Annotated in this window: 24 protein-coding genes; 10 read left to right on the top strand and 14 right to left on the bottom strand. The window is 63.1% G+C overall.

Features of this window, described 5'->3' with window-relative positions:
* Positions 1–27: 27 nt before the first annotated feature.
* Positions 28–2,349, bottom strand: coding sequence for an AsmA family protein (locus CD04_RS0117395; RefSeq protein ID WP_156030321.1), 2,322 nt, complete (start codon positions 2,347–2,349; stop codon positions 28–30).
* Positions 2,350–2,480: 131 nt separating this feature from the next.
* Between CD04_RS0117395 and CD04_RS0117400 the strand changes: the two genes are divergently transcribed.
* Together CD04_RS0117400 and CD04_RS0117405 are read left to right on the top strand one after the other, a co-directional pair.
* The gene (locus tag CD04_RS0117400; RefSeq protein ID WP_031409084.1) at positions 2,481–3,683 is read left to right on the top strand and encodes an FAD-dependent monooxygenase; all 1,203 of its coding nucleotides are present in this window, start codon (positions 2,481–2,483) and stop codon (positions 3,681–3,683) included.
* A 52-nt stretch (positions 3,684–3,735) separates the two neighbouring features.
* On the top strand, positions 3,736–4,455 hold the full coding sequence (locus CD04_RS0117405) for a DsbC family protein (protein ID WP_031409086.1): 720 nt from the start codon (positions 3,736–3,738) through the stop codon (positions 4,453–4,455).
* 125 nt (positions 4,456–4,580) lie between these two features.
* Here the strand turns inward: CD04_RS0117405 and CD04_RS0117410 are convergent, their stop codons facing one another.
* From CD04_RS0117410 to CD04_RS0117440, 7 genes are all read right to left on the bottom strand, one after another.
* Entirely contained in the window at positions 4,581–5,435 is an 855-nt protein-coding gene (locus CD04_RS0117410) for a DMT family transporter (protein WP_231480681.1), read from the bottom strand.
* The gene (locus CD04_RS0117415; RefSeq protein WP_031409090.1) at positions 5,432–6,907 is read right to left on the bottom strand and encodes an amidase; all 1,476 of its coding nucleotides are present in this window, start codon (positions 6,905–6,907) and stop codon (positions 5,432–5,434) included. The genes CD04_RS0117410 and CD04_RS0117415 overlap by 4 nt, the downstream gene beginning before the upstream one ends.
* Before the next feature lie 336 nt (positions 6,908–7,243).
* The gene (locus CD04_RS0117420; protein ID WP_031409092.1) at positions 7,244–7,957 is read right to left on the bottom strand and encodes a HugZ family protein; all 714 of its coding nucleotides are present in this window, start codon (positions 7,955–7,957) and stop codon (positions 7,244–7,246) included.
* A gap of 97 nt (positions 7,958–8,054) precedes the next feature.
* Positions 8,055–8,642 (bottom strand): CBS domain-containing protein, encoded by a 588-nt coding sequence (locus tag CD04_RS0117425; RefSeq protein WP_031409094.1) that lies wholly within the window; start codon positions 8,640–8,642, stop codon positions 8,055–8,057.
* Positions 8,643–8,861: 219 nt separating this feature from the next.
* Positions 8,862–9,227: a 6-carboxytetrahydropterin synthase gene (locus CD04_RS0117430; protein WP_031409096.1), complete on the bottom strand. Its 366-nt coding sequence runs from the start codon at positions 9,225–9,227 to the stop codon at positions 8,862–8,864.
* On the bottom strand, positions 9,224–9,856 hold the full coding sequence (queE, locus tag CD04_RS0117435) for a 7-carboxy-7-deazaguanine synthase (protein ID WP_031409098.1): 633 nt from the start codon (positions 9,854–9,856) through the stop codon (positions 9,224–9,226). Before queE ends, CD04_RS0117430 begins: the two co-directional genes overlap by 4 nt.
* A 399-nt stretch (positions 9,857–10,255) precedes the next feature.
* Positions 10,256–11,611, bottom strand: a complete 1,356-nt coding sequence (locus CD04_RS0117440; protein ID WP_031409100.1) for an MFS transporter — start codon at positions 11,609–11,611, stop codon at positions 10,256–10,258.
* A 373-nt stretch (positions 11,612–11,984) separates the two neighbouring features.
* Here CD04_RS0117440 and CD04_RS0117445 point away from each other — a divergent pair, with 373 nt between their 5' ends.
* From CD04_RS0117445 to CD04_RS0117460, 3 genes are all read left to right on the top strand, one after another.
* On the top strand, positions 11,985–12,905 hold the full coding sequence (locus CD04_RS0117445) for a LysR family transcriptional regulator (protein WP_031409102.1): 921 nt from the start codon (positions 11,985–11,987) through the stop codon (positions 12,903–12,905).
* 388 nt (positions 12,906–13,293) lie between these two features.
* Positions 13,294–13,644 (top strand): YXWGXW repeat-containing protein, encoded by a 351-nt coding sequence (locus tag CD04_RS0117450; protein WP_031409104.1) that lies wholly within the window; start codon positions 13,294–13,296, stop codon positions 13,642–13,644.
* 1,104 nt (positions 13,645–14,748) lie between these two features.
* Positions 14,749–15,420, top strand: a complete 672-nt coding sequence (locus CD04_RS0117460; protein ID WP_156030322.1) for a hypothetical protein — start codon at positions 14,749–14,751, stop codon at positions 15,418–15,420.
* 86 nt (positions 15,421–15,506) lie between these two features.
* Here the strand turns inward: CD04_RS0117460 and CD04_RS0117465 are convergent, their stop codons facing one another.
* The 5 genes from CD04_RS0117465 to CD04_RS0117490 form a co-directional block, all read right to left on the bottom strand.
* Entirely contained in the window at positions 15,507–16,064 is a 558-nt protein-coding gene (locus CD04_RS0117465) for a hypothetical protein (RefSeq protein WP_156030323.1), read from the bottom strand.
* Between the two features lie 505 nt (positions 16,065–16,569).
* Positions 16,570–17,391, bottom strand: coding sequence for a TIGR04325 family methyltransferase (locus CD04_RS0117475; protein ID WP_031409112.1), 822 nt, complete (start codon positions 17,389–17,391; stop codon positions 16,570–16,572).
* Positions 17,392–17,947: 556 nt separating this feature from the next.
* Complete coding sequence (locus CD04_RS0117480; protein WP_031403962.1) at positions 17,948–18,814, bottom strand: Druantia anti-phage system protein DruA; 867 nt, start codon at positions 18,812–18,814, stop codon at positions 17,948–17,950.
* Positions 18,811–20,505, bottom strand: coding sequence for an IS66 family transposase (locus tag CD04_RS0117485; protein ID WP_031403963.1), 1,695 nt, complete (start codon positions 20,503–20,505; stop codon positions 18,811–18,813). The genes CD04_RS0117480 and CD04_RS0117485 overlap by 4 nt, the downstream gene beginning before the upstream one ends.
* Before the next feature lie 346 nt (positions 20,506–20,851).
* On the bottom strand, positions 20,852–22,069 hold the full coding sequence (locus tag CD04_RS0117490; RefSeq protein WP_031409114.1) for a Fic family protein: 1,218 nt from the start codon (positions 22,067–22,069) through the stop codon (positions 20,852–20,854).
* 702 nt (positions 22,070–22,771) lie between these two features.
* Here CD04_RS0117490 and CD04_RS0117505 point away from each other — a divergent pair.
* Both CD04_RS0117505 and CD04_RS0117510 read left to right on the top strand, forming a co-directional pair.
* A complete protein-coding gene (locus tag CD04_RS0117505; protein WP_031409119.1) occupies positions 22,772–23,101 on the top strand; it encodes a type II toxin-antitoxin system PrlF family antitoxin in 330 nt (109 codons plus the stop codon).
* Positions 23,098–23,607, top strand: coding sequence for a type II toxin-antitoxin system YhaV family toxin (locus CD04_RS0117510; protein ID WP_031409121.1), 510 nt, complete (start codon positions 23,098–23,100; stop codon positions 23,605–23,607). Before CD04_RS0117505 ends, CD04_RS0117510 begins: the two co-directional genes overlap by 4 nt.
* Before the next feature lie 91 nt (positions 23,608–23,698).
* Here the strand turns inward: CD04_RS0117510 and CD04_RS0117515 are convergent, their stop codons facing one another.
* Entirely contained in the window at positions 23,699–24,481 is a 783-nt protein-coding gene (locus CD04_RS0117515; protein ID WP_031409123.1) for a hypothetical protein, read from the bottom strand.
* 506 nt (positions 24,482–24,987) lie between these two features.
* Between CD04_RS0117515 and CD04_RS22180 the strand changes: the two genes are divergently transcribed.
* The 3 genes from CD04_RS22180 to CD04_RS0117530 all read left to right on the top strand — a co-directional run bounded on the left by CD04_RS22180 (position 24,988) and on the right by CD04_RS0117530 (position 26,585).
* Positions 24,988–25,350 (top strand): hypothetical protein, encoded by a 363-nt coding sequence (locus CD04_RS22180; RefSeq protein WP_038168507.1) that lies wholly within the window; start codon positions 24,988–24,990, stop codon positions 25,348–25,350.
* On the top strand, positions 25,334–25,882 hold the full coding sequence (locus CD04_RS24230; protein WP_197033155.1) for a hypothetical protein: 549 nt from the start codon (positions 25,334–25,336) through the stop codon (positions 25,880–25,882). Before CD04_RS22180 ends, CD04_RS24230 begins: the two co-directional genes overlap by 17 nt.
* A 91-nt stretch (positions 25,883–25,973) precedes the next feature.
* Positions 25,974–26,585 (top strand): AbiEi antitoxin N-terminal domain-containing protein, encoded by a 612-nt coding sequence (locus CD04_RS0117530; RefSeq protein WP_031409127.1) that lies wholly within the window; start codon positions 25,974–25,976, stop codon positions 26,583–26,585.
* Positions 26,586–26,670 lie beyond the last annotated feature (85 nt).

Consider the following 26,670-nt stretch of genomic DNA (forward strand, 5'->3'; position numbering starts at 1 on the left):
ACCGCCAGAGGCAACCCCCGGCCGGGCTCAGCGTCCCAAGCCGCGCAGACCCTTTTGCACCTGCTCCCGGAGTTTTTCTGCATCGCGTGGGCCGAGGCTCTTGCGCAATGCCCGCTCAGCGCGCTGCTTCAGCAGGTTTTCAGCGCGGGGAGCAACGGCCCGCGACCAGAGGACTGCATAGACCGGTTGGGCAAACGGTCCGCTCACGCGGACAGGCACTGTCAGGCCCTGGAGCTCTGCCGCACGCGCGCCAGCCACGCCGGGCAGCTTGCCTGTCAGCGTTGGGCTCAGCGTCATGTCCAGCGTTCGCGCGGGCAGGTCGACCACGCCATGCCCGGTGACATGCAGCAGGGGACTTTGCAGCGCGATGTCATGGCTCGTGGCAACGCCGTGCGCGAGATCAAACCGGGCACTCGCCGCACTGAATGTCGTGCGTAGCTCGCCGCTGGCTGGCATCACGCGATCAAGCCCCCCAAGCGGCAAACTTCCAGCCAGGTGCAGCGACCGTTCAAGATCAAAGCCCTTGACGGCGCCATTGCTCAGCTTGAGCCGGACCGTGCCGTCGAGCTCACGCAGCCAGTTGACCGGGGCCAGGCCCCGGGTCGTCACATCGATCGAAGCGTCAGCCACGCCTTGCAGAGCGTCGTGCCCACTCAGCGCTTCGACAATGGGCTGGATTTGCACATTGCGCGCGACCTGCGCAAGGGTGATGCGCGTGTCCTTCAATTGGAGTTGGGCACTGCCGTTGAGCGTGCCGCCATATCCTTGCATGGAAAAGGGCTCGACAGTGAGCACCTGGCCATCGTCGCGCACATGCGCTTGCACATGGCGCCACTCCATGCCTTTGACGCGCAGCGCGCCGACCTCCAACTGGGCATCCAGATCAAGGTCCTTCAGGAGGTCCATATCCGTGCTTCGGGCTGCTGCTGCGGCCGGCTCCGCCATCGGTGGCTTGCCCGCCTGAGCCTTCGCCGTCCCGGGCTCGGTGCCGGGTCGCGCGTCGATGTCGAGCCTGTCCACCGTAGCGCTCATCGTGATGGCGTTTTTCAGGCTGCTGCCGCTGAGTGTGAGTTGCGACGCACCGACTCGTCCGGCAACATCAAAACTGCTGGTGCGCGCGTCAAGCGCGTAAGCCGCGTGACCTTGCAGTGCAAAGTCCACCGGCTTGGCGCGCGCACCAGCAGGGCGCCAACTTCCCTGCAGGCTGCCTGCGTCGAGAACAGCGCTCATGGCCGGCACATTGATGCTCAGGGCTCCCGCAAGCCGAGCCTGCAACGCGCTCGCCCGCCCATGCACGGCCTGTTGCACGTCGAGCTCGACAGGGGCCAGGCGCAGCGCCTCGGCCGGCCCCGATGCGGCAGGAACGTGCAGCTCCATGTGCACTGTCGTGGGCGCAGCGCCAAACAACGCCTGCGCGGTCAGTGCCGCGGTTTCGAGGTGGTCTGCCGCCCAGCTCAGTGCAGGCAAGGACGCATCAAACTGAAGCGGTTGGCCATGGCCATTCTGGCCCTGGGCCTTGATGAGCAGCCCTCGCACACTCAGGCTGCCGCCCGGGTGCCTGGACGCAGGCGGCAGCGGCATGTAGTCCACGCTACCCGAGACATTGCTCAGCAGTTGCGTGACACCCAGCATGCTGCCGTCACAGCGCAGCATGAAGTCATGCAACTGCACCGACCCCTGCGGCGTGGCCTGCAGCTGGCCCTTGAGGTCGATGCTTGCATTGAGCGACGGTTTGATAAACACAGCACGCGCACTCAAACGCATGGGCCCCGGCACGGCGTCGCCGAAGCCGTCCACCGTCAGGTTCAGATTGGTAAGGCGTCCATCAATCCCCGTGCGACTGTCATTCAGGGTGACGTCGCCGCCGCTGATGCTGAGATTGCGCACCACAAGAGCCATATGCGACGGCGCTTCACCCGGCGTTGACCCGCCAGGAGCACCGGCAGGCGCGGGCAGCAGGTCATGGAAATTGAACTGGCCGTTCGCGTCGCGCTGCACCACCACGTGTGGCGCGTCCAACGCGATGCGGTCGACCACCAGGCGACGCCGCAGCAAAGCCAGGAAATCAAGGTGCAAGCGCATGTCGCCGGCCTGGGCAAACAGCGCGCTGCTTCCCGGCTCGCTCAGGCGCATCGGGCCGGTGTGCAGCGTGAATGGCGGAAAGAGGTGGAGTTCCAGCGTGCCGGGCAGTGCCAGGGTTCGGTGGTAGCGCTCCTGCACGGCGCTGATCAGGGCGGCCTTGTACTGGTTCGGGTTGAAGGCCAGCAGCATCAAGCCTGCGCCACCCACCACAAGGATGATCAATGCGAGCAAAGCAGCTACGACAAAGCGAATCAGCTTTGCGCCCATGCCTGCTTCCTGGGCGTCGGCCGCCTTGCGCAATCTTGCATTCGAGGTGTCATCGGTGTCTTCAAACGCGCCACCCTGCCGAGCGGGCGCAAAATGGAAGGCCTTTCATTCTAGGCACAGGTTTTTTGACCATGACTTCGCGCACAACACAGGCCGTGATCGCGGGCGGCGGAATCGTCGGCAAGGCGCTGGCACTGGCGCTCGCGCAGGGTGGCGTGCAGGTGTTGCTGTGCGGTGCACGACCCGCTGCACCAACACCAGCCGCCGGGTACGGCCAGAGGGTTTACGCCATCAATGCCGCGTCACGGCACTTTCTGGACGGGCTGCGCGTTTGGGCGCAGATCCCGGCCGAGCGTGTGCAAAGCGTTGAGCGCATGCGCATTGCGGCCGACGGTGCGGAACTTGTCTTCACCGCCTACGCACAGGGTGTGGAGGCGCTCGCATGGATCGCCGAGTCCGACGCCATCGAGCGCGCGCTCGATCTGGCCTTGCAGTTCGAGCGCGGCGTCAGCAGCACCCCGGCGAGCCTGGAGCAGGCAACCCGGGACGGCGCCCTGTGGAACCTGCAGTTGGCCGACGGGCGCCACACGTCCACCGGACTGCTGCTGGGCGCAGACGGACGTGCAAGCCGCGTGCGGGACTGGGCTGGCATCGGCTTGCGCAGCAAGGCCTATGGTCAGACCGGCGTGGTGTGTAATCTGCACTGCGCGGCCTCGCATGGAGCCACCGCCTTTCAAACCTTTACCCAGGATGGCGTGATTGCCCTGTTGCCGCTGGCTGCGCAGGGCGGGCAGAGCCAGGTTTCGCTCGTGTGGTCCGCGCCCGATGCGCTCGCAGCGCAGCTCCAAGCAGACGGCGCGCAACGATTGGCCGCGCGTGTGCAGGAGGCATTGACGCTGCTTGGCGCCGAGCACCTCGGGCCGCTGAAGGCTGCCGGCGAGCTTGGCGCCTGGCCCCTGGTGCTGCAGCGCGCCCACCACCTGGTGGGCGAAGGCGTGGCGTTGCTCGGTGACGCCGCACACGTCGTGCATCCGCTGGCGGGCCACGGATTGAACCTTGGCCTGCAGGACGCGCAGGCGCTTGCCGCCGTCGTCAAAGCCCGCGCGTCTTCCGAGGGCGTCGGCGATGCGCGGGTTCTTCGCCGCTACGCCCGCGCCCGTGCAGAACAGGTGCTCGCGCTGGAACTGGCCACTGACGGCCTGCACCGACTGTATGCGCCCGGCATGCAGTGGCTTGCGCCCTTGCGCGCACTGGGACTTGCCGGCACGAATCACCTGGCGCCGCTCAAGCGCTGGCTGGCGGGCTATGCTTCAGGTTTGGCCGTGCTGGGCTGAAATCGGCCACAATTTCCGGCATGGCCGTCTCTTTATATCGTCAGGAATTTCCATGAACTTTCGTTGCACAACCGCTGCGCTCGCCCTGATCGGCAGCCTGCTTCTGGCGACCACGGGCCAGGCACAGACCACGGCCGACGTGCGTCAGGCCCTGGCCAAGGTCCTTCCCCATTTCCCGGCCTCGGCCCAGATCATCAAAACGCCGTACGCAGGCCTGTACGAGGTGGATATCGGCGACCGCGTGTTTTACACGGATGCGAAGGGATCGTTCCTGTTCGCGGGCGAGATTCTCGAGACCAAGAGCGGCACGAACGTGACCAAGGAGCGCGTTGAGCAGTTGCAGAAGGTCAGCTGGAAGGATCTGCCGCTGAAGGACGCGTTCAACGTCGTGTACGGGAACGGCAAGCGCCAGGTCGCCGTCTTCGAGGACCCCTACTGCCCCTATTGCCATCAACTCGACAAGACCCTGGAGAGCATGAGCAACATGACGGTGCACGTGTTTCTGTTCCCTGTCATTCGTCAAGATTCCCCGGCGAAAGCACGGGATATCTGGTGCTCAGCTGACAAGGCCAAGGTATGGCAGGCCTGGATGAATGATCAAAAGGCGCCACCCAAGGCAGCTGCGTCCTGCGCCACGCCGTTGGAAGCCAACCTTGCCCTCGGGCAACGCCTGGGCATCCAGAGCACACCCACGATGTTTTTGGAGAATGGCCAACGCATCAGCGGCGCCGTGGACGCAGCCGAGATCAACCGGCGCATGGCCATGAAATGAAGGCGGCGGGACGGCCCGCAACTGACGTCCCGCCGGGCGGTCGGCATCCGCCGGCACCCACGAGGCGCAGCACGTTCCTCAGCGTACGCACTCGGCTCACCGCTTCGTCGCCTGGCGCGTGCGCATCACGCCTGCGTGCGCACAGCGACCACGGCTGATCCCACAATGAGCAGCGCCGCGACGACGAGCGGCCAGGTGAACGTCCCGCCGGTCACCCAGACCAGCAGGGCTGTGGACGCCAATGGAGTGATGTAACTGAGCACCCCAATGATGCGTGCGTCGCCCAGTTTGAACGCCCGGTCCCACAGGTAGAACGCCGCCCCCAACGGCCCCAGACCGAGCATGCCGATGCGCAGCAACTGGGGCACGCTCAGACTCACATGCGGCTCCAGTAGCGCATGACAAACGAGTGCGAGCAGCCCGGACACCAGTCCAAACAGTCCGATGGCAGCCGTCGGGAAACCACGCCCCTGCAGCGCCAGGCGCCTCGTGCCGAGCGAGAAACATGCCCAGGCCAGCGCGGCGGCAAGCGCAGGGGCGTAACCCCAGGCCAGTCCGCCGTGCAACGTTCGCCCCCCCAGGATGGCAAGCGCCGCACCGGCGAACCCGATCAGGGCTGCGCCGATGTGCACGGCGCGCAAGCGCATGCCGGGCAGCAACAACGGCGCCAGAACCACGATCAGCAGCGGCCACAGGTAATTGACCAGATTGGCCTGGACTGGCGGCGCATGGCGAAGTGCGATGAACAGCAGGAAGTGGTATCCGAACAGACCGCCCACGCCGAGCGTGAGCGCCGCGGGCCCCACGCGCCAGTGCCGCATGTACGGCCAGGCAGGCACGCTGCCGACGATGAGCGCCAGGCCCGTCAGCAGGAACGGCGGGACTTGCGCGAGTTGCACGGCAAGCGTTGCAAGGCTCGCCCACAGCGCAATAGCGCCGAGCGCGTACAGATTGGCGGCGGTATGGCGCGACGTGATCACAGCGCGGCACGCCGCTGGACCCAGGGCTGGGCCGCTTCAAGCTGCGCCGCCAATCGCAAGAGCTGGTCTTCGCGGCCCCAGGCCGCAAGGAACTGCACGCCAAGCGGTAACCCACCGGAGTCCGTGTGCAACGGTACCGACATGGCCGGTGTTCCGGTGAGATTGGCCAGTTGCGTAAACGGGGTGCGCGCAAGGCTGATGCGCGCGAGATCATCCACCACGCCGGTACGGCGCAGCAGTCCGCCCAGACCCAGCGCGAGCACGGCACGCAGAGCAGCTTTCTGCGAGACTGGCGTCTCAAGCTCGCCAATGCGCGCCGGAGGCTGCGCGGTGGTCGGCGTGAGCAGCAGATCGTACCTGGCATGAAAGGCCGCCAGCGCCCGCGCAAAGCCGTTCCATCGCTCGCGCAGGCTCACATACTCGGCCGCCGGCAGACTTTCGCCGATGGCGGCCAGCGCCCGGGTCTCGAGTTCGAAATCCGTGTGCTTGGCACCGAATTGGCGCACACACCGCCGCACTTCTGCGGCAACGTGCCCAAAATAGATGCCCAGATAACTTTGCGCCAGCTGCAACCCGTCAATGGATGGCGCGGCAGGCTCAACGTGGTGGCCCAGACCCTGCAGCAGGACACTGGTGCGCTCCACCGCCGCACGCATGTCGCGATGCACGGGAGTGCCAAGCGGGGATTCAGTGCTGAACCCTATGCGCAGCCGTCCCGGCTCGGCACCCACTTCCTGTACCCAGGGGCGGGCGGGCGGAGCCACAGCAAAAGGATCGCCTGGCTCAGCCACGGCAATGAGGTCCAGCAACGCGGCGCTGTCACGCACGCTTCGGGACAGCACATGGGTGCTGCTTGCACCGTCCCAGAATTCGTCCGCCTCGGGCGCTTGGCTGACCCGGCCACGCGAAGGCTTGAGTCCGAACAACCCGCAGTACGCGGCCGGGATGCGTATCGAGCCGCCGCCGTCCGATGCTCCGGCAACTGGCACGATGCCGGCAGCCACGGCGGCCGCAGCTCCACCAGACGATCCACCGGGGGTGAACTCCGGATTCCAGGGATTGCGGCAAGGACCAAACAGCTCTGGCTCTGTCACGGCCTTGAGCGCCAACTCGGGCAGATTCGTCTTGCCTAATACCACGAGGCCCGCATTGATCCAGCGCTGCACCACGCTGCTTGTGGCCTGCGCGCGCACGCCCCGCCGAGCGCGCGAACCCCAGGTCGCGGGCAGACCGCCAATGTCCTGCCCCAGGTCCTTGAGCAAAAAGGGCACACCGGCAAAGGGACCTTGCACGCCTGCGGCAACTTGGGCACGCGCGCGTTCGCGCCAGTCCATCACGACAGCCCCCAGACGGGGGTTCACCGTGTCCATGCGCGCCACTGCCGCATCGAGCACTTCGGCGGCACTCACCTCGCCGGATGCGACCAGTGCGGCCAAGGCTGTGGCGTCAAGGCTGGCGTATTCCGTGAACACATTGAGTCTCCTGGCATCGTCGATGCATCGAGCCTACCAGCGAACGCGGCAGGTCCGTGCTCTGCGCAGCAGCTGCAACGGCGCCTTGACCTCCCGCCAGGGGCGTGAGTGCTGACTTGACGAACGGGGGCAGGCGCCGCTCACAGGCGCAAAGCAAAACGCGCGGGGCCGTCTGGCCCCACCATCACCGTGGACGCGCAGTGCGCCAGGCACAAGGTCGAACGCCAGCAAGGCAGCGAGCGCTTGCCCCTAGGGTGATCCCCGGGACGCATGGGGCCATACGGACCAGCCTGGTTCCGCTTGGCGCCCGCCGATCGGCTGGACGGTCTCAACCAGCTAGGCGGATGCCCGACAATCCCGTGCCATCGCGACCAGGGCGTTGCGCACTGCACCGGGATCGCACACCGGCTGCGCGAAATCGAAGCGCAACACGCGGGCATCGGCGCGCACATCGAAGCCGTCGGTGTCGACGCCGATCATCGCGACCTCCTGGGCCTGCACACCGTGCACGTGCAGGCAATAGGCGCGAAGGTTATGCACATGATCCGCGTTCATGTGCGCGATGATGCCTTCCTCGGCTTCGGCCAGGCTGTTGCCTGGCGGCGCGAATGCCTCGGGATCCACCCAATGGATCTTGCCGAAACCGCCGATGTAGCGCACCGCCTGCACGGCGATCGCATAAAAATGGAAATCGTGCATGCCGAAATACTCCTCGGCTTCGGGAAGGTAACGCAGGTAGCGCGGCCCGAGGGCAGTTTTGTCGGGCAAGCGCTCGGCTGTGCCGCTGAGGGTCACCCTTCCGGCAGCTTGTGCATCCTGCGCACAGGGATGCGCAATGATGCTGCAGCGAGCGTCGGCAGCGAGGTTTTTCGTGTGTTCGGCCAGCGTCGAGATGAGAATGACGGGGCGTCCGGCATGGTCGAGCATGAAGGGCGCAATGGACCCGAACGGCGCTCCGCCCAGACGCTTGGACAGCGTGGACAGCACACCATTGGGGTGGGCGCGCATGAAGCGGCGCGCTTCGAGGCCGAGGTCGGGTTTTGCGGACATGGGTAAAGCCTCACGGAGTTTGGAGCATGCACCAGACGCGGCCGCGTGCGCCGCGCAGACTGGATTGTGCCCCGTTCCCGGAGGCGCGTGGCACCGCCTACGTCGTCGCCAGCAGATGCTCGACTTCGGCGAAGCTTTGTGGCCGCTCGGAGGCCTCGATTGGGGCGCCCAACTGGCGACCGATCTGTGTTGTCGAGAAAATCCCTCGAATGATCGGAACATGGCCGCGCTCGAGTACGAGCGCATGCTGTCTTCCACTGTCATGCAACGTTTTCACCACATCGCCGACGCTTGAATGCTGCACTTCCTCAAAGTCCAGAACCTGGATGTGCTCGCGCCGCACCATCACACGCTGCACCGCCACTGCGTTGCGGGCTGTGCCCTCGTCCACTGCAATGCGGATCGGCTTCTCACCAAGAAGGTCGCGGGCCGTCACCAATCCCACCACGTTACCGGCCGCATCCATGACCAGGAGCAGACGCACTCGGGCATGGATCATGCGCTGGTTCGCCACCTCAACCGTCGCATCGGGGCCGATGGTCACGGCCCTGGTCTGGCGCAGATCGGTCATCACCGTGATGGCCGAATGGTCCATGTCCACATGCGCGGGACGGTCCATGTCAACTTCGCACAAGCGGGTCTGCGCCGGTAACAAGCTGGGGTGCAGGCTGCGGTACATCGTCATGGCGTTCTCCTTGGATGCCGGCCCGGGTGGGCCTCATGCTTCCTAATCTAGGACGATCAAGAAATCCACGTTGTGTCGACCTGTCCCCATTCGCAAAAATTTGTTGCATTGCAACATCACCGCAACCTTACGCTCTCACGGGACCGAGCCGGCGCAGCGCACGCCCGCCTCCCCTGCTGGCTTCGCGCCATCGAACAATACGCGCCGGCACCCTAGCGGTCAACGCACGTGAAGATCGCAGCGATCGCCAATTCCGTCTCGCCATACGGAAATGCGACTGGGCAGCAAGCCCGAGCCCTGGAGGGCACCATGGATGAACATGCACAAATTCTCCAGGGTCGGGGCCTTGAGCCCCGGCACGGTGTCGAGGAACTGGTGATCAAGACGCTCCCGCACAAGCGCCAACTCCCGTCGGAGCACCCCGAGATCGATGACCATCCCGGTTTGCGGATCTGGCTGCCCTTGCACCGCCACCTCGGCGTTGTAGGTATGCCCATGGATACGGGCGCTTTGTTCGGTTTCCAGCTCGCGTCGAAGGGTGTGAGCTGCATCGAAGAAGAAACGCTGAGAAATTTCAAATCTCATCGAATATCCAGGAATTTGTGAGTCTGTGTGCTGAGGCGCCAACGAGGGTCGGCGAGGCACTGCGCGATGGCCCAATCCGTGTTCGCCCGCTTCAATGGTCCGTCCATCGGCTGCAGCAACCGATGCTTGAACGCAAGCTGCACGAGGGCCGCGAGGTCGAGGCCCTCCTGTGGCACGACGACCTTCAATTCATCCCCGCGCATCTGGCGCAAAGGTGCGCCGGCCTTCGGGCTTACGCAGACCCAGTCGATGCCCTCGGGCACCGCGACGGTGCCATTGGTTTCGACGGCGATCTCGAAGCCCTGGTCATGCAGGGCTTCGATCAGCCCGGAATCGACCTGCAGAAGCGGTTCGCCACCGGTCAATACGCAAAAAGGCTGAACCTCGCGCACTGGCCACAGTGCTGCAAGCTGTGCAGCCAACGCATGTGCATCGGAGAATTTGCCCCCCAAGCTGCCGTCGGTGCCCACGAATTGCGTATCGCAGAAGGTGCACACAGCGCTGGCACGGTCCTTTTCGCGTCCGGACCAGAGGTTGCAGCCGGCAAAGCGACAGAATACGGCCGGCCTACCCGCATGCGTCCCCTCGCCCTGCAGCGTGTAAAAGATCTCTTTGACCGAATAGGTCATGGTCGATGCCAGCTTTGTGAAACCCGCCATTATCCCGGATCCTGCATGCGCCTTGCCCCAAACGGGTATCGCGCCGACAACCTTGCAACAAGGCAAGGCCGATCCCCCCGGCTGGCCCCGAACGCTGGGCGGCGGGCGAACGGGCCACGAAAGCGAACGCAGGCGCACATCTGCAGGGCGCAAGCAGCTGCTGCGAGTCCCTGTTGGCCGCTGCCGACTTTGATGCGCCCCCCCTGCGCCCATTCAGGTGGGGACTCAACCCAATCGTGCGACCTCGCGCACGGCGCGCTCAAAATGCCCTGGCGGCGTCCCAAGCGGGGTCAAACGGCGGTCATGCGTTGATGGTGCCCGCCGCTTGGGACGTTGCATTCGTTGCCACGCGCTGCCCCTGCGTGACCATCAGTCCGGCAGGCCTTTGTTGGCGGTTTCGGGCAACAGCCACGGAATGACAAGCCCGAGAAGGTACACCGAACCCAGGATCAACGCGGCATGACTAATGCCCCCGAACGTCTTGATCATGGATCCCGCGATGATGGGGAAAACCCACGCGATGAGGCGCGCCGCATTGAAGATAAAGCTGACTGCCGTGGACCGAACGGTTGATGTAAAAAGCTCGGTGGGGTAGATCGCCATCCAGACATAGGCACACCCAAGCGTGAAGAAGCCGTTGATCGGCGCGACCATCATCATGCCTTGAACGGAATGGGTCAGCGCGTAGGTCATGACGGTGGTGACCAGCGCGCCGAGGAAGGTCAGAAAAATAAACACGCGTCTGCCGACGGCGTCCACGATGAAGCCTGCAATCATGTAGGCAATGATGGCGCCGACGGTATAGGCAATCGACACCCTGGACGCCCAGGCAGCCGGATTGCCCAAGCCCTGCGCCTTGCCAATGGCAATCGTGTAGATGGGCAGCCAGCTCGAAATCGCCCACCAGCCCGTGGTCGTCACGATCGAGAGGATTGTCGCCAACACCGTGCGGCGCCGTGCCTCGGGCTCACGAAACAGCTGCGTCAGCGTGAAAGGACGCGCATCCGATGAAGATGCTCCTGCGGATGCCATCGCGCCTGCCTCGGTGGCCGCCCACCGCCTGGAGCGCACGGCATTGACCCACTTTTCGGATTCCTGGATGCCTCGACGGATGTAGAGCACAAACAGAGCTGGAACCGCGCCGATCGCAAACATCAGCCGCCAGGTTTCGGCACCCAGCGGGTGTGCAGTGGAAAGCACGTACCAGATCACTGCGGCCAGTAGCGTGCCCCACCCAAAGCCCGACTGCAGAAAGCCCGCGCCTTTGGCGCGCGCGCGTTCGGGCCACGTCTCGGCAAGCAGGGCAATGCCCGTGCTCCACTCGCTGCCCATGGCAAGGCCCGTGAGAAACCGCAGGGCACACAGTTGCACGAATGTCTGGGAAAACGCTGTCAGCCCAGAGAAGACTGCGTACAGGAAAACCGACCAAAGCATCATCCGCTTGCGGCCGACGTAATCGGCCATGATGCCGCCGACCATGCCTCCGAACCCCCAGCCAAGCAAAGTAATGCCAATGGCTGTTCCGGCATAGATGGGAGCCGAGGCAAGCTGAGCGGGAGTCAGCAGCGAATGCAGCATGGGCAGCAGAACCATGATCAGTGCGAGGGCCTCGTAGCCATCGAAGACCCACCCAAGAAATCCGCCGGTCAGCACGCGCCAATGCATCGACGTGAGACCGCTGCGCCATGACTCGGCGCGGCCGGAATCGATAGCCAACTCCTTCATGCCTTTCCCCTCATAAATATCGTTGTTGTCCACAAACGGTGCCGCCTTGCTGCAAACCGATGATGATCCCAAGCCAACGGATCGTCGCCCACATGCGCGCGCCATCAACGCCACCCCGACGACTGCGACTTCGCACTCAAGCCAGCGCCCTGCCTGCCACACGCGCAAACATTCGCTTCCGACGTCGGCCTCACCCGTGGCGGCAGGAGTCAATCCCAGACGAGCACCGGAACCGTGCTCCATGCTGGCCCTGCGCCCGCCTCTGCCCAGTTCTTGTTCTGGATCCGTGCACTCGCATTATGTTGACGCGTGCAGTCCTTCGGTTCGTTTCTTGTTGACGTATCCTTAACCAATGATTAAGGAAAGGGCAGCCATGGCCATGAACCCGAGCCGTTTCGATCTGGCGTCCTTGCGCCTGTTCGTGTTCGCGGCCGATGCGGGAAGCCTGACAGCAGGCGCCGAGCGCTATGGGATCTCGCTGGCCGCAGCCAGCAAGCGCATTGCAGAGCTCGAAGCACGCGTTGGCAGTGCGCTCCTGCTGCGAAGCAAGCAAGGCGTGACACCCACCCCTGCGGGGCATACGCTAAAAAGGCACGCGATTGAACTCGTGGCCCGGCTCGAGCAAATGGCCGTGGCGATGGCCGATTTCCAGCGTGGAGCCCATGGACACCTGCGTCTGTGGGCCAACACCTCGGCATTTGCGGGATTCCTTCCGGAGGTGCTTGCGGCCTACTCAACCGCTTATCCCCACATCAAACTCGACCTGGAAGACATGTTGAGCGACGTCACGGCGCGAGCCGTCGCAACCGGAGTCGTTGAGCTTGGAATCATGGGGGAAAACACGCCTGCCGAAGATTTGGAAACGCTGGTGTGCGACGTTGATGATCTCGTGCTGTTGATCCATCCCGGCCATACGCTGGCGGGCAAAGGAACAGTGTCGTTTGCGCATGCAATCGAGTATGACTTTGTGGCGCTCGGCAGAACGACGTCCCTGACACGACAGATCCATGCCGCCGCAGAGGCCGCCGGCCGTAGCCTGAAGGTGCGCGTGCAGGTGCGCAGCTTCGATGCCATGTCGCGCATGGTGGCCACGGGACTTGGGATTGCCATTCTTCCAAGCGCAGGTGCGCTACCGCATGCCTCAGCACTTGGCCTCGAGATCCTTCATCTGGAAGGTCCATGGACCAAGCGTCGCCTCCTGCTTGCCATGCGCGACCGCCAGTCGCTTTCCGGGCCGGCCAGAGCGTTCGTCACTCTTGTTGAGAATCGCATGGCGGCGCATGCCGCAAACTGAGCAGCCCCACGACGGGGTTCGACGCAGACGCGGTTGTTCGCGCTTTGCTTTGTCATCGCCCAAACCCACCTCCCGAGCCAGAGGATGACCCGCGTTTGCCGCAGATCAAGGAAACGTCGTCCCTGGGTTGCAAAGGGATACAGTCGGTCATAGATTGGAAATGTGCGGCAGACCGATTCGATTGCCTGGCGTTCCCAGTTTGGTCGGGGATGGAGTGCAGCAAAGCGCACATGGGCTTGCCCGTGAGTGTCATCGGCTCTGCCGCACCTCGTTATTCAGATCCGATCGGCAAGGCTTGCGAAGGCGTAAGCTCATACGCGACAGTCATGCTGCGATGCAGCGTTTGGTTGCATTGAGCCCTGCGGAGGGCTTTCAAGGAACATCTGTGATGAACAAAACGCGCATCAGCTCGCTGATTGCCACTGCTGCGTTGGCAATCAACCTGACCGGCTGTGTCGTTGCCCCGGGGCCACCGTACGTGGCAGCTCCGGCCCCCTACCCCTACTACGCGGAAAGCACCTTGCCGCCTCCGGCACCACGGGCAGAAATCGTGGGTGTGGCACCTTATCCCGGCTATTTTTGGATTGCCGGCTATTGGGGCTGGGCCAGCGGTCGATACCTCTGGCATCCCGGCTATTGGGAAGCGCCACGTCAAGGGTACCGTTGGGTGCCGCATCAATGGGCGCAGCACGGCGGAGCCTGGCGGGCCCAACCGGGTCACTGGGAACGCCGCCATTAGCAGCCAAGTGTGGCTCTCGGAATTCTGGGCCCAGCATTTTTCCAGGTGCGCAATGGCGGGCTGGCGCGTGATGCGGCCGCCATGCGTTAGCGCCTGAGCGATGCCACCAGGTGTGATGGCTAGCGGCGCGTAGGTGCATGTTTGATGCGAGTCGCCTCCTCGGGGGCGCCGTAGAGCCTCAAAAGTGTGCTCGGTGCCTCGTCCGAGATCGCTTGTGTGAAGTCTGATTGCGGCTGAGGTCGCAGGCATGGGCTTTGTCCTGCACAGGGCCGCGCTGGCGACCCACGGCGTCAGCTGCTGCTTGCTCACTGTCGACGCGAGACCAATTCTGGCGTCCGCCGTCGGCGCCCAAGCGCGCGGACGATCCCTTGTTTTCATGAAGCGAACGGGCCGTCGGCTTCTTCGGGCCTTGTACGAAGCCGCGCGGTGGTCGTTGCCGTCGCTCAGGTGCGGGATGCTGTTGCTTTCACGATAACTCCGGAATCCAAGAAGTTGCGTGGAACCAGCGCGTTTGGTCAATGGGGCTGGGCGTTTGGTACGGCTTTAGCCCATTTAATGTAAGGACACAGCCGCTGCCGCGCACACGTTGCAGTCGCCTGGCGCCGTGCACGTGCTCATCCTTCTTCACCGCGTTGCCAGAGGGCATTGGAGACATTGGCCTGGATCTGACGAAGCAGGGGGCTGGGTTTTTTAGCATGAACTGCCCCTTCATTCGGGGATTGATACAGGGGCTCGCTCCTGTCTATCTTTCTACGCACATTCGTCAAGTGTTGATGATGCCAGCTTTGGGGACGCACAATGGCCGTGGTAAACGAGATTGCGATCGACGGAGCGTCGACATGTGCCCCACCAAAGGGCCACGAAGAAGCGGCAACTTTCCCATTTGGCATTACCTCATGCGAAAGCAGCCGCTTCTCGACCCATAACGTCAGCCCGATTCGTCACAATTTTGACCAACATCCGCTGATGCAACTGCCACGACTGGCGCAGCTCGCACATGACTTGATGCCGAGCCGACAGTGCCGATTTATTCGCCCGGGTACTACGCAGGCGTCCGAGTTTTTTCATACGCCGAAAACGCCTGATGGCGCAGCCATCGATGAGGTGTTTGCCCGGATCGAGGAGCCAGGGTCGTGGATCGCGCTTTACAACGTACAAACAGATCCAGCCTATGCCGGCTTTCTTGACGAAGTCATGGCCAGCGCGAAGTCACTGCTTCAGGCCGAGCAACCTGGAGTGTTTCGCGTCGCAGGATTTATCTTCATCTCTGCGCCGCCATCAGTCACGCCGTTCCATATCGACCGCGAGAACAATTTCTGGCTGCAGATTCGAGGCCGCAAGATCATGACCGTTTTTGATCATCGCGATCGCGCGGTCGTGAAGGCGAAAGACGTGGAAGATTTCATCGTAAGCGGGTCGCTCAAAAACGTCCGCCTGGATCCGACGCATCGCGCGCTCGGGCACGACTTTGATGTAGGCCCTGGTGACGGCGTGTACTTTCCTGCCACCTCACCGCACATGACGCGCACCCCGACAGGCTGGGTCCAGCCTGGGAACGGCGTTTCCATATCGATAGGCGTGGTCTTCTATACGGACGTCACCCGCCATCATGCAAGAGTCCACCAGTGCAATCGAGTTTTGCGTAAGTTTGGCCTCACCCCGACCTTCCCTGGTGAAAGCGCTTGGCGCGATGCGATCAAAGCTCCACTTGGAAGGGCCATTGCCGCATCAAGGACACGGTGGCGTAATTATGTCGCACCTCCAGGAGCCTATTGAGTCAGCGTGCGCGAAGCAGAGGCGCATTGACAGTTCAGTTGTCAGTTCACACCTTGGTTGACGCCGCGGCCAGGTAGTTCATGGTCTCACCCTCGTGCCACGTGCCCGCAACGATCTGCTCTGTCGCTTTGCAGTCGACCACAACAGCTGTCGCGGTGGCGTGGACGGAGATGGTGCCCAAGCGCATGGCAGGAAGCGCCGCATGCGTCGACCGGTTTCGCAGCCGCTTCTGGGTAGAGGTTTGGGAAGAGCAGGTGCAACTGGTCGAGCGGAAAACCCAGGCTCACGGCCCCCTTGGGTGAGTCCGACCGCAGAAGGCCGTCAGCCACCGGTCGCGACAGCGAGTGACGTGCCGCGCGCTCGCCCAAGCCGGTCATCTGCACGAATTCACCACGGCTGAGCGGCCCCGCGGCCAGCACGTAATGGAGCGGAACGACGAGTTCACTGCGGTACGCCGAAGTGTCCTCGGTTTGACTCTTCCCCAGCACGAGGACATGCAAGCGTTTCTTTAGAGCTCCGAGGTCCAGCATCTCGGTCATGAACGGGACCTGGTCCTCGCACACGCCGATAAAAAAGCGGCACCGCTCGAGCAGCATGCGCTCACTCAGGTTGCCGCGCCCGTCGAGGTCCCCTTGGCGCACCATGTCTGCGTTGGACAGATGTGAGTAGCATGCGTCGCGCTGGCGTGCCAAGCCTCGATTCATCGACCAAAGACCTGCGGATAGCGGCTGCACCGCAACGTGGGTCTGAAGGCGTGCGGCAAGGAGGCGGATACGCTCGCTTCTCCCTTGGGGTCGATGAATCGGCCTCTTGCGCAGATCACAAAGGGCTAGGGTGCACGACTAACGTGCCGTTGAATGCTGGTGCGCCGCCGGGATCAGCGACGAAGTAAGGCAGCGACCAGCAGCAGTGAACAAGGAAAGATGCGAGGAGCCTATCGCTACAACAGAGCGCTGTCGATGACGGACGCGAAGTTCTCGGCGATGTCCAGAAACCGGATGTGTAGAGCGCACTCTATGTCATGGCAATCATTGAAATCCATCGCCGCCCAGGACGTTCATGAACGTCTGCATGATGCTTGTACGGACGGAATTGTTCAGCCGTGGGAGGGATCCCCCTACCGCCACATCTCTCCGAGGGTGCACGGTTTTAATGCTGGGTCAAGGCGAAGTGGTAGCCATGATATTCACTCAGGCTGCGATCGCGACTGAAAGGGATCAGGCACGACTTGTCGGGGTTGATCCAGGCGTCCCGCAGCGTATAGCCCAGTGCCTGCAGACTTTTAACAAACGCGTCTTCGCGATCGATGCGATAGGGACAAAACGCCGTGCCGATGCTCTGCAGTGTGAAATACGCCGCGTCCGGATGCAGCGGCGTAAGGTTGACGAGTACATTCGGGGGGAGGCGCTTCAGGTCCTGCAACCGTTCGGCCAGTGTCTGGGGCAGATACTGCAAAACGCCCATCGCCAGAAAGATGTCGGCCTGCGCTGCCTCGGAGAAATCGTCCGCGAATTGGAGCTTTCCCAGACTGTCCCTATTGCGCGCGAGAGCCGCGCCGCGCTCCATCACTGCCGGGACGTCATGGATGACCCATTGCAAATTGGCGGGATAGGTCAGTACCGATTGGTACGCGTAGTAGCTCACGCCGATGTGGCCGCCCAATTCAAAGATCCGAACCCTCCCCTGCCCGAACAACTGCTGAAGCCAGAACAGCACTGGATAGTCCGTGGGAAAAAGGTGCTTCATCCGATCGCGGTACATCAGCGCGGAGTCCGGATTGTCGTAGCCCATCGGCCGGGTCCGTGGTGCCGAAGCCGCGGCTTCCTCGAACGTCTGGAATACGCCGCGAAACAGGTTTCCCGACGTATTGGCCGCGAAACGCCGATCGTAACGCGAAGATAGCCACTGATGTAGCCCAGGCATATCGCCAAGCTTGTCAAGTAACCCGTGCGCGCGGCGCATCAACAGCATGTTGATTTCCCCTTGATGCCGAGATAAGTGGCTGACGTAGCCCTTTGAACAGGCATCATATGAACTTTGAGTGCTAGCGAACACTGTACTCGATGCCCTGCGCGGCGGCGCCAAGCCGCGTGCCAGCCTGATGCCATGCTCATCCAAGTGCGATGGACAACCGATGGCGGTGACGCACGCACAAGTCGTGGCCACAAAAGGCCGCCTGCGTGTGCTCCGGCGAAGAAATTGGCGCCGGTTTTGAGAGAACAGAGAGCAGAAGCGAGTCGAACCGGGCGACTTCAGGACGCCGGGCCGCCACGGCGTGGCCCATGCAGATCGGCGCCGAACCCCGCGTGGTGTCGCGGAACTCGGAAATGAAAACACCCAACTGAGAACAGTTGGGCGCTAAATTTTGGTGGCCAGGGACGGAATCGAACCGCCGACACGCGGATTTTCAATCCAAATCAGGCATGTCCATGCGTGCGAAACATGACGCAACACATAACAAAATCAAGCGCTTGCAGCGCATTCAACCGCACTGGTCGTAAAGATTCGGTGATGACGTCGGCAGCCGTTACCGACGCAGGATGGCTGCGTAGTCGGGACGCAGCGGGTACAGCCAGATGTCCTTGATGGGCAGCGCCTGTTGGTGCGAGAGGCTCTTCTTGCCGCGGCCGGTTGTTTTGCCCACGAGGACCCAGTTGGCGGCCTTGTAGCAGGTGCCTTTGTGCCTGGGGCTTTCGACGAAGGTCTCCAGCATCACGGGCGAGTAGCCGTAGCGCTGCTGCCAGTCTTTGGGCAGGCGACGCGCGGCGAGGGCCAGGATCTTCGAGGCAAGCCCTTTGGACTGCACCCACGGCAGGATCAGGAAACGCGTGTTGTTGACGACGCGCTGCAGGTTGTTCTGCCGCTGATCGTGATTCCAGCCGATGAATCGTTCGCGATCGGCCAGCTTCCAGGCGCTGGCGCCGAAGCTCAGCAAGGCAACGAGCCGGTCGCCAGCGTAGACGTTGTAACGGATCTGGCTGCCCGACATGGGCGTGTAGCCCAGGTAGTGGTAACGCGCCACATATTCGTTCCACAGCCTGGAGGCCGCGCCGACACCGGCGACCACCTCCAGGCGCAAGGCATCCAGAGCATGCACGGGCATGTCGATCGCACCTTGCGCATCGGTGGCCGGTGTGGGGTCGAACTGCGCCCGGCGCCGCGGGTGAGGCATCTGTGAGGGTGGCAGCGTGATCAAGCCGTCAGTCTGCATGCGCAGCATCGCCACGCGGCAACTCATGTCGCTGAGGCGTCCATCAGGGCGGCGCCAGTCGATCATCTCGCACACCCTGCGCGACAGCGGCGCGCGCTTGAGCTGGGGGTTTTGCGCCATCAGCCAGGCGATGGCGTCAAGCTCCTCCTGCGTGAACACGCGCCCGCAGTACCGTTTGTTCATGAGCTGTCGATTGTTGCGCAGGCCACGCCGCGCATCGCGCTCAGCCGGGCCTCATCCATCCGCCAGGGCAGGAAGCGGTCGAGGTCCGCCGGCATGCAGCCGCCCGCGTGTGCGCAGGCATGCAGATACGCGCTCAGCCAGGTGCGCGGATTGATCCCCCAGCACTTGAGCGTACCCAACACGCTCATCATCGTGGCGGCCAGCTGCCCCGACCACTGGCTGCCCGAACCATAGAAGTTCTTGCGCCCGACCACCGCGGGCCGCAGCGCGCGTTCGGCGGCGTTATTGTCCAGGTCGATGGCGGGATGATCCAGGAACAGGATCAGTCCCGCCCAGTACGTGCGCAGGGTACGCAGCACCTTGTGCGCCGCGCCTGCCAGTGCCGTGTCGGCCAACTCATCCAGGCAGCGCTGCTCCATCGAGGCCACCAGCGCGCGCGTCTCGGCATCGCTGTCCTTGAAGGCAGCGTCGCCATCCGCCCATTGTTGCCGCCGCCGGGCGTGCAAGGCGTACAGCTCGCCGATGAGCCCGACCCATCCCATGGCCCAGTCCCACAGCGCCGGATAATCATTGGCCGCGCGCAGGAAGTCGCGCCGCTGGTGCGCCCAGCAGATCGACAGCTTCACCCCCGGGTTCAACCGGGCGAACTTGCGGTACGAGGCGTAGCGGTCGACACTGAGAATCCCCTCGTCCACATGGTTGAGTGCGGCCGCCGGCACCGAGGCCGAGCGTGAAGGATCGAGCACAAAGCACACCGCAGTGGCCGACTGAAACACCCACAGGTACCAGCGATGCCCGACCTTGCCGGGCTCCTCCTCGAACACCTCCCAGCGTGTCTCGTCGGCATGCCAGTGCGAGCCACGTCGCAGCTCATCCAGGCCAGCCTCGGCCACCGGCCCCAGCAACGGCCACAGCATGCGCAGGCCCTCGGTGAGCGTGCCCTGCGCGATGTGCAGCCCATGATCGTCCCAGTCCTGCAGCAGCCTGTGGCTGGGCTGCCCATAGAGAAACTTCGACAGCAGTGCCTCCACCCAGACCGACACGCCCAGCTTGCCCCGTGGGATGAGTTGCGCCGGCGGCGGCGCCGTCACGATGCCGGGAAGTGCGCCGCAGCAGCACAGCGGCCGGTAGCGGTGTCGGCGGACGATGCGGCGGTACGCCTTGACCTCGATCTCCAGAATCTCGGCATCCTGCGTGCCGGGAAACGCGCTCAGCCCCAGGCCGCAGCGTGGGCACGTCGTCTGCAGCGTCACCTCCTCAACCCTGGCCGGCAATCCGCCCAGGCGCGTGCGGCCGTGACCACGCCGCCCACGTTGCTGGCCCCGCGGCCGTGGAGGGCCAGCGCTGACCTGGCACACCGCATTGATCCGGCGCGACTGTTCCGTCTTGGCGCCAAACACGCGCAGGCGAAGATCGCGGATCTGCGCCTGCGCGGCCTCCAGCGCCGCCTTCAACTCGGCTTCACGCTGCGCAAATCGCGCCTTCTCGGCCTGATGCCGACGTTCCACGAATTCGATGCGCGCCACGGCTCGCGCATGCAGGGATCGGTATGAACTTGCCCGCTGCACCAACTCGATGTGCTCGCGCCTGGTCAGCGTGACCAACTCCTGGTCATAGGGTTTCGGCGTCGGCCGTCTTGCGTCGGGCACCGTCCCGATCGCCGAGTCCAGGTCTGCGGCTGTGTCGTTCACAGCAAACAGGGTACGGCGAAAAAACTTCTGTGTCCAGCACGTTCTGCTCGCGACTCGGTCAGCCTACGTCATCACCGAATCTTTACCACTGGTCTGTACCTGCCATTGCGACCCATTGCCAGAAAACATGCCAGATTGGGGCCGCTGGCAGTAGTGTAGAACACCGCGCTCGAACAGTGCTCCCCGCCTGCCCGCCGAGGCGACGACAGCTCGGTGTGAACACGCCGCGTGAGACCAAACCGTCTTGTGCACGCCGATGTGGGGCTCGGTCGCTTGGCAATCGACGACAACAGCTATCGCGGTGGCTCAGACGGAGAAGGCGCCCAAGCGCATGGCAGGCAGCGCGTCATGCGTCGACCGGTTTCGCAGCCGCTTCTGGGTAGAGGTTTGGGAAGAGCAGGTGCAACTGGTCGAGCGGAAAGCCCAGGCTCACGTCCCCCTTGGGTGAGTCCGACCGCAAAAGTCCGTCAGCCAACAGTCGCGACAGGGAGTGACGCGCCGTGCGCTCGCCCAAGCCGGTCATCTGCACGAATTCACGTCGGCTGAGCGGCCCCGCGGCCAGCACGTAATGGAGCGGCACGACGAGTTCACTGCGGTACGCCGAAGTGTCCTCGGTTTGGCTCTTCACCAGCACGAGGGCATGCAAGCGTTTCTTTAGAGCGCCGAGGTCCAGCATCTCGGTCATGAACTGCACCTGGTCCTCGCACACACCGATAAAAAAGCGGCACCACTCGAGCAGCATGCGCTCACTCAGGTTGCCACGCCCGTCGAGGTCCCCTTGGCGCGCCATGTCTGCATTGGACAGGTGTGTGTAGTACGCATCGCGCTGGCGTGCCAAGCCTCGATTCACCGACCACAGACCTGCGGATAGCGGCTGCAGCGCAACGTGGGTCTGAAGGCGTGCGGCGCGGCCGTTGCCGTCGCGGAAGGCGTGAACCCAGGCCACACGGTGGTGCAAGCAAGCTACCGCCACCAAGCCCATATCCAGGCTCCAGCGACGACCGTAGAACCCGTCCATGCGCGACAAGAAGCCTGGCAGCGAAGTCCAGGTCGGCGGGTGGTGGCGGTGCACAATCACGTCTTCCTGCCGCAACTGACCAGGCTGCACCACATGGCCATCTTCGGTCGTGCGGTCTTGCGGCGTCAGACGACCGTAGAGCGCAGCATGCGCGCGCAACAACATCGGGCTTTGCAGCACCGCCTCCTCTGGAGCCCCCAGGCCTTCGAGTTCGCGTTCGGCTTCGATGTGTGCAAGTGCGATGCGCTGGCGCTGGGCCACGTCGGGCTTGTCAGAGAAATCCTTCCTGAGGGCGCTTTCGATGTAGCGCGGATGCGTGCTCTGGCCCTCGATGCAATTCGAATAGTACGAGTTCATTGCTCGCACCAACTCGCGCAGGCGTTGGCGCGTGACCGGATGTGCCGAACCCTGCAGTCGCAGAGATGCCTCGACCACGCCGCGAATGCGAAGCGCGAGCTCCTGCATCGCGGCGGCATTGCCGGGCATCAGGGGCTCGAACTGCGCGGGGTGGTCGTACACCACGACTTGGGTTGGGGTGGAATGCATCACAGCGAGATTTGGGGCTTCAGACGGGAGACAAATTGCCGATCATTTTGCCGTTCATGTTAAGCCGCAAACCATTGTCATGCATGTCATTTATGAATGAAACAACCAACCATTCGAAGATTTTTTGCCGATGTTCATGCCGATCGCTTGCCATGCTTGTCGCAGTCGCGCCCCGATGCGCCTCCTCTTTAAGGTCGCCAAGACTGAGGGAAGCGTGCTCATCAGCCGATGTCCACGAGTTCAGTCGGCCGACGATGCAAAGTCAATCCATGGTCCGTCCAAAGGGTCGCGCCAAGAGCACGGACGCCGCCGAAGTCGGACCCCGGCCGATCGTTGTCGCAGTCCTCCCCGCAGGCCAGGGAGGACGCCACCAAGCAAACCGCCCGCCTGTGGCCGGCGCCACGCGATCTGTGCTGCTCAGTGGTGACATTGTCGCCGACGTTACCGGTTTGCCCCTCACCTGGTTCGCGCATCTGCGCGATCCCCAGAGGCTTAGCATTCCGTTCTACGCACTGGGCAATGCCGGCGTGATCAGGTTCAGCCTCGAGAAGGTGTTCCGCTGGGAAATGACCAGACTGGTGCCGCGAGCTCTGCCGTTGGTCAACGCCGGGTTGAGACACTCGAACGATAGTAATGCATCTGCATTGACATAGCAATGCAGATGCATTACTATTGCGATCAGTTGCCTGACGAAGACGCGCCATGCCCGCCACCCTGCAAGTTGAATCGACGCTGACCGACCGCTACCAGACCACCGTGCCCGAGACGGTGCGTCGAGCGTTGCGCCTGGGCAAGCGCGACAAGATCCACTACACAATCCGTCCCGGCGGCGAGGTCGTGCTCACGCGCGCGACCCCTGGCGACGGCGACGATCCGGCGTTGGCGCCGTTTTTGGACTTCCTTGCCCGCGACTTGGCCGAGCACCCTGAACGGCTCCAAGTCGTGGACGCTGGTCTCGCACAGCGCATCCAGGCACTGGTCGGCGGTGTTGAGGTTGATCTGGGCGCGCCGCTGTCGGCGGACGATGAATGAGCGGCGGCACGCCGCTGGTCGTCAACGGGTGGACCCTCTTTGCCCACCCGATCTTCCTTGACCAACTTGACTCCCTGACCGCCCAGGTCGAAGCGCTCAAGCGCAAGGACTCGGTCGGCTACGTCAGGAAGAACGCCACCAAGCGCCTGGCGGCCATCGCCAAGTTGGCGTTCGAGGTGATTCCACAGGACCCCACCCGACCGGAGTACCGCCAGGGCAACATGCTCGGCGACGAGCACAAGCATTGGTTCCGGGCCAAGTTCTTCCAGCAGTACCGGCTGTTCTTCCGCTTCCATGCGCAGGCCAAGGTGATCGTGTTCGCTTGGGTCAACGACGAGGACACGAAGCGGGCCTACGAGAGCTCTGACGACGCCTACCGGGTGTTCCGCCGGATGCTTGACAGCGGCCACCCGCCGTCGGAGTGGGGCCAGTTGCTGGCCGAAGCACGCGCCGAATCGGAGCGCCTTGGCCGACTGGCGTCAGGCGGCGCACGCGCAAGTCCTTGATTTTTCGACCTGCCGGGCCATGCGGTTCGCTGTATCGCACTGGGTAGGCAGGAGCAACGCTCGAACTGGCCTCCTAGCGAGTCGTTCGACCTCACGCGTGTCGTGCCGCCGGAGGATGTGAACTTCCTGACCACGCACCTGCGCTTCCACTGGCTTGAGTACCCCGCAGGGCTTGAACGATAGCGTTCCACTCTGCTTGCGTGAGCACGCGGTCGCGCGCGTTGTTGATTTTCGGGATGTCCACCCCGGCCGCCGGGTTCACGCCCGGCTGGGTCCAGGACCATTTGGTTCGGGCGTAGTTGAACAGGCGGCTGAGCTGCGCCTGCTCGAGATTGACGCTCGCCGGCTCGTAGTGCTCGTCGCGCATCGCGTACATCAACTGCTGCACGGCGTAGGTGGTCACATCGGCGAACGCCATCCGTGCCAATTGCTGAAGTATTTTCGTCGACTTCTGGCCCCGCGCGTCCTGGCTGCAGCGGTGCGGCTGCAGGCTCTTGGGAATCGTGCGCGCCTCCTCGTCGACCAGCTCGACCTGCCAGTGGAGCGCTCCCGCCTGGGTGACCGGCTCGACCTTATGCAGGCGAATCACCGGCAGGCCACACGCGCGCAGATAGCAGTTGATACGACTGGCGTCCTGACACGCGCCCTTGAGCTCGGGCAGCTTCTCCAGCGCATAGTCCATGAACGCCACGCCAACGCTCGTCTGGTGGGGACCGAGTTTGGCCGGCTTGCCGGTTTCGAGTATCGCCAGGCGCTGCTGTTCGGCCGCGTTTCGCGCGTCCGCTGCCGAGCTGTAGCCGCTGAGATAGATGTCCTGGCCGCGCACACGCACGCGCACCGCCCATCCCCTGCCCTCCGGATACGGCTTAGCCATGACGCACCCCGCGGCGGACGGTGTGTCCTCGAACCTGGAACCTGGGGAACGCAAACCAATGTTGAATGATGACCTTCACGAAAACTCCTTGAGTGGAGTTGCGTGTAGGAACACCGGTCGGAGAGCGTCCTGGCCGGTGTATTTACGGCGCAGTGGCGCACATGCAGGCGCCGTCGATGCCGGATGCCTTGGCCAGACCGAGTGTCAGAAAAAACAAAGCCCCGTCACAGGGACAGGGCTAAGTTGTTGAGTCGGCTTGGTGGTGGAGTGTAACAGAAAACCAAACCCACATATCAGCAGTCTCTCAGCCCCGGTCGGAAGCCTTGAGACCCTCGCGCGATTCCGGGGAAGGATTTCGCGCAACCGCACATGTCCATGATGGTAAGTTCAGAGAGGCCGATTGGCACTCGCAGTTGCCGCAACTGCCAGGGAATCTGGTGGATGCAACTTGGCTTTCCTCTCGTCTATCGCCGTAATGCCCGGCACGAACGACGAAAGGAAATGCCATGCAAACCGAACCCGCCTTCACCGAAACGGGGCTCGCACGTCGGTGGAACGTCAGCATCAAGACCCTGCAACGCTGGCGCAGCGAAGAACGCGGCCAGCCGTACATCAAGCTCTCAAAGGCCATCCGCTATCCAGTCGATGAGATCGTCACCTATGAGCAGGCGATCCGCCAGGGCATGTCCCACGAAGTGCCGCTGCCATCCTTGAACGACGCGCAGCCCGTTGTCGAATCTCCCGCGCCCGCCGCCCCCGAACCGAAGCGGTATTACTTGAGCGAGGCCTTCGCACTCATCGCGCAGTACGGCAGTCTTGAAGCGGCCGAGGCCGCGCTGACGGAGGCGCGCGATGAAGCCCAAGGTTGATGCCGATAGACAGAGTGTTGTGTCCAGCCCGGAAGAGCCAGTCATCACGTATCCGGTCCTCGATGAAACCCAGTTGTCCTCGAGGTGGAATCTCTCACCCAAGACGCTGCAAAAGTGGCGCTCGGAAGGAATCGGCCCGCCCGCCTGGCACCTCAACAGATCTATCCGTTACCTTCTGATGGAGGTTGAGGCCTTCGAGCGCAAGGCTCGGGTCACTTGGAAATCCCCTGCCGGACGCCCTTTGTCCGAATCCTCGCCCACGGCACGTGAAGACGCCATCGAGCAGATGATGCAGAAGCGGCCTGAACGCCGTGATCGGGTTTTCTACTCAGCCAAAGAGGTGGTCGACATCACTGGATTGCCCGGTTACTGGATTCACCAGAATCAGGAACGCCTGCGGCTCGGCATTCCGTTCTACCGGATCGCAAACGGTGACGCCATCCGCTTCAGCATCGAGGAACTCTTCCTCTGGGAGATGCATCACCTGCGCCCATGCCGGTACCCAGCAAAAGGGAATGCTGATGCCCCGTAGTTGGGACGGGGCGTGGCGAAGTGTGTTGCCCTACGTTCCTATATTTCGTTGATTAGTTGAAATTGGAGAACAAATGGAACACACTCCATCAATGCTCTCCGAGACCCACACCCAGCGCATCCTTGATCTGGCCAGCCAGAGAGTGCTGCTACGTGCCAGCGATCTGGACGCCATCAGCTCGCCCCGGGTCATCCTGACGCGCATGACTGCAGCAGGACTGCTGGAACGGGTCGGGCGTGGTCTTTACCGTCTGCCAGGCGCACAGGTGACGGAATTTGAGAGTCTTGCCCTTGTCGCCACCAGGGTGCCACAAGCCGTGTTCAGCCTACTCACAGCACTCCAGTTGCACGGGCTGACCACCCAACTGCCGCGTCAAATATGGATCGCCATGCCACGCGGCAGCCACTCACCCCGGATCGACTTTCCGCCGATCCGGATGGTTCAGATGGCCGGTAGGGCTTATCTGGCAGGCGTCGAGGAGCACTTGTGCAACGGGGTGAAGGTGCGGATCTACAGCCCGGCCAAGACCGTGGTCGATTGCTTCAAACATCGCAACAAGATCGGTCTGGATGTGGCGCTGGAAGCCTTGAAAGACGCCTGGAGGACGCGCAAGGCCTCTGTGGACGATCTGTGGCGCTACGCCCAGGACTGCCGCGTCGCCACTGTGATGCGCCCCTACATGGAGGCAGTCGCCCACGAGTGACGCCACGGCCTCCGAGACGGGTAGGGTTCTCTTTGGTTTAAAAATTTGGTAGGATGACGGTTGTTTTAAACCCAACCAAAGGAGG

Source organism: Thiomonas sp. FB-Cd (genome assembly GCF_000733775.1).
GTDB lineage: Bacteria > Pseudomonadota > Gammaproteobacteria > Burkholderiales > Burkholderiaceae_C > Thiomonas_A.

What these genes read in the sequence shown, in the direction of transcription:
- CD04_RS0117475 (WP_031409112.1), bottom strand. Translation starts at nt 17,391, where the DNA reads ATGCTGTTGATGCGCCGCGCGCACGGGTTACTTGACAAGCTTGGCGAT.
- CD04_RS0117445 (WP_031409102.1), top strand. Translation starts at nt 11,985, where the DNA reads ATGGCCATGAACCCGAGCCGTTTCGATCTGGCGTCCTTGCGCCTGTTC.
- queE (WP_031409098.1), bottom strand. Translation starts at nt 9,856, where the DNA reads ATGACCTATTCGGTCAAAGAGATCTTTTACACGCTGCAGGGCGAGGGG.
- CD04_RS22180 (WP_038168507.1), top strand. Translation starts at nt 24,988, where the DNA reads ATGCAAACCGAACCCGCCTTCACCGAAACGGGGCTCGCACGTCGGTGG.
- CD04_RS0117425 (WP_031409094.1), bottom strand. Translation starts at nt 8,642, where the DNA reads ATGACGATGTACCGCAGCCTGCACCCCAGCTTGTTACCGGCGCAGACC.
- CD04_RS24230 (WP_197033155.1), top strand. Translation starts at nt 25,334, where the DNA reads ATGAAGCCCAAGGTTGATGCCGATAGACAGAGTGTTGTGTCCAGCCCG.
- CD04_RS0117465 (WP_156030323.1), bottom strand. Translation starts at nt 16,064, where the DNA reads ATGGTGCGCCAAGGGGACCTCGACGGGCGCGGCAACCTGAGTGAGCGC.
- CD04_RS0117430 (WP_031409096.1), bottom strand. Translation starts at nt 9,227, where the DNA reads ATGAGATTTGAAATTTCTCAGCGTTTCTTCTTCGATGCAGCTCACACC.
- CD04_RS0117450 (WP_031409104.1), top strand. Translation starts at nt 13,294, where the DNA reads ATGAACAAAACGCGCATCAGCTCGCTGATTGCCACTGCTGCGTTGGCA.
- CD04_RS0117505 (WP_031409119.1), top strand. Translation starts at nt 22,772, where the DNA reads ATGCCCGCCACCCTGCAAGTTGAATCGACGCTGACCGACCGCTACCAG.
- CD04_RS0117510 (WP_031409121.1), top strand. Translation starts at nt 23,098, where the DNA reads ATGAGCGGCGGCACGCCGCTGGTCGTCAACGGGTGGACCCTCTTTGCC.
- CD04_RS0117530 (WP_031409127.1), top strand. Translation starts at nt 25,974, where the DNA reads ATGCTCTCCGAGACCCACACCCAGCGCATCCTTGATCTGGCCAGCCAG.
- CD04_RS0117440 (WP_031409100.1), bottom strand. Translation starts at nt 11,611, where the DNA reads ATGAAGGAGTTGGCTATCGATTCCGGCCGCGCCGAGTCATGGCGCAGC.
- CD04_RS0117405 (WP_031409086.1), top strand. Translation starts at nt 3,736, where the DNA reads ATGAACTTTCGTTGCACAACCGCTGCGCTCGCCCTGATCGGCAGCCTG.
- CD04_RS0117480 (WP_031403962.1), bottom strand. Translation starts at nt 18,814, where the DNA reads ATGAACAAACGGTACTGCGGGCGCGTGTTCACGCAGGAGGAGCTTGAC.
- CD04_RS0117490 (WP_031409114.1), bottom strand. Translation starts at nt 22,069, where the DNA reads ATGCATTCCACCCCAACCCAAGTCGTGGTGTACGACCACCCCGCGCAG.
- CD04_RS0117420 (WP_031409092.1), bottom strand. Translation starts at nt 7,957, where the DNA reads ATGTCCGCAAAACCCGACCTCGGCCTCGAAGCGCGCCGCTTCATGCGC.
- CD04_RS0117400 (WP_031409084.1), top strand. Translation starts at nt 2,481, where the DNA reads ATGACTTCGCGCACAACACAGGCCGTGATCGCGGGCGGCGGAATCGTC.
- CD04_RS0117395 (WP_156030321.1), bottom strand. Translation starts at nt 2,349, where the DNA reads ATGGGCGCAAAGCTGATTCGCTTTGTCGTAGCTGCTTTGCTCGCATTG.
- CD04_RS0117515 (WP_031409123.1), bottom strand. Translation starts at nt 24,481, where the DNA reads ATGGCTAAGCCGTATCCGGAGGGCAGGGGATGGGCGGTGCGCGTGCGT.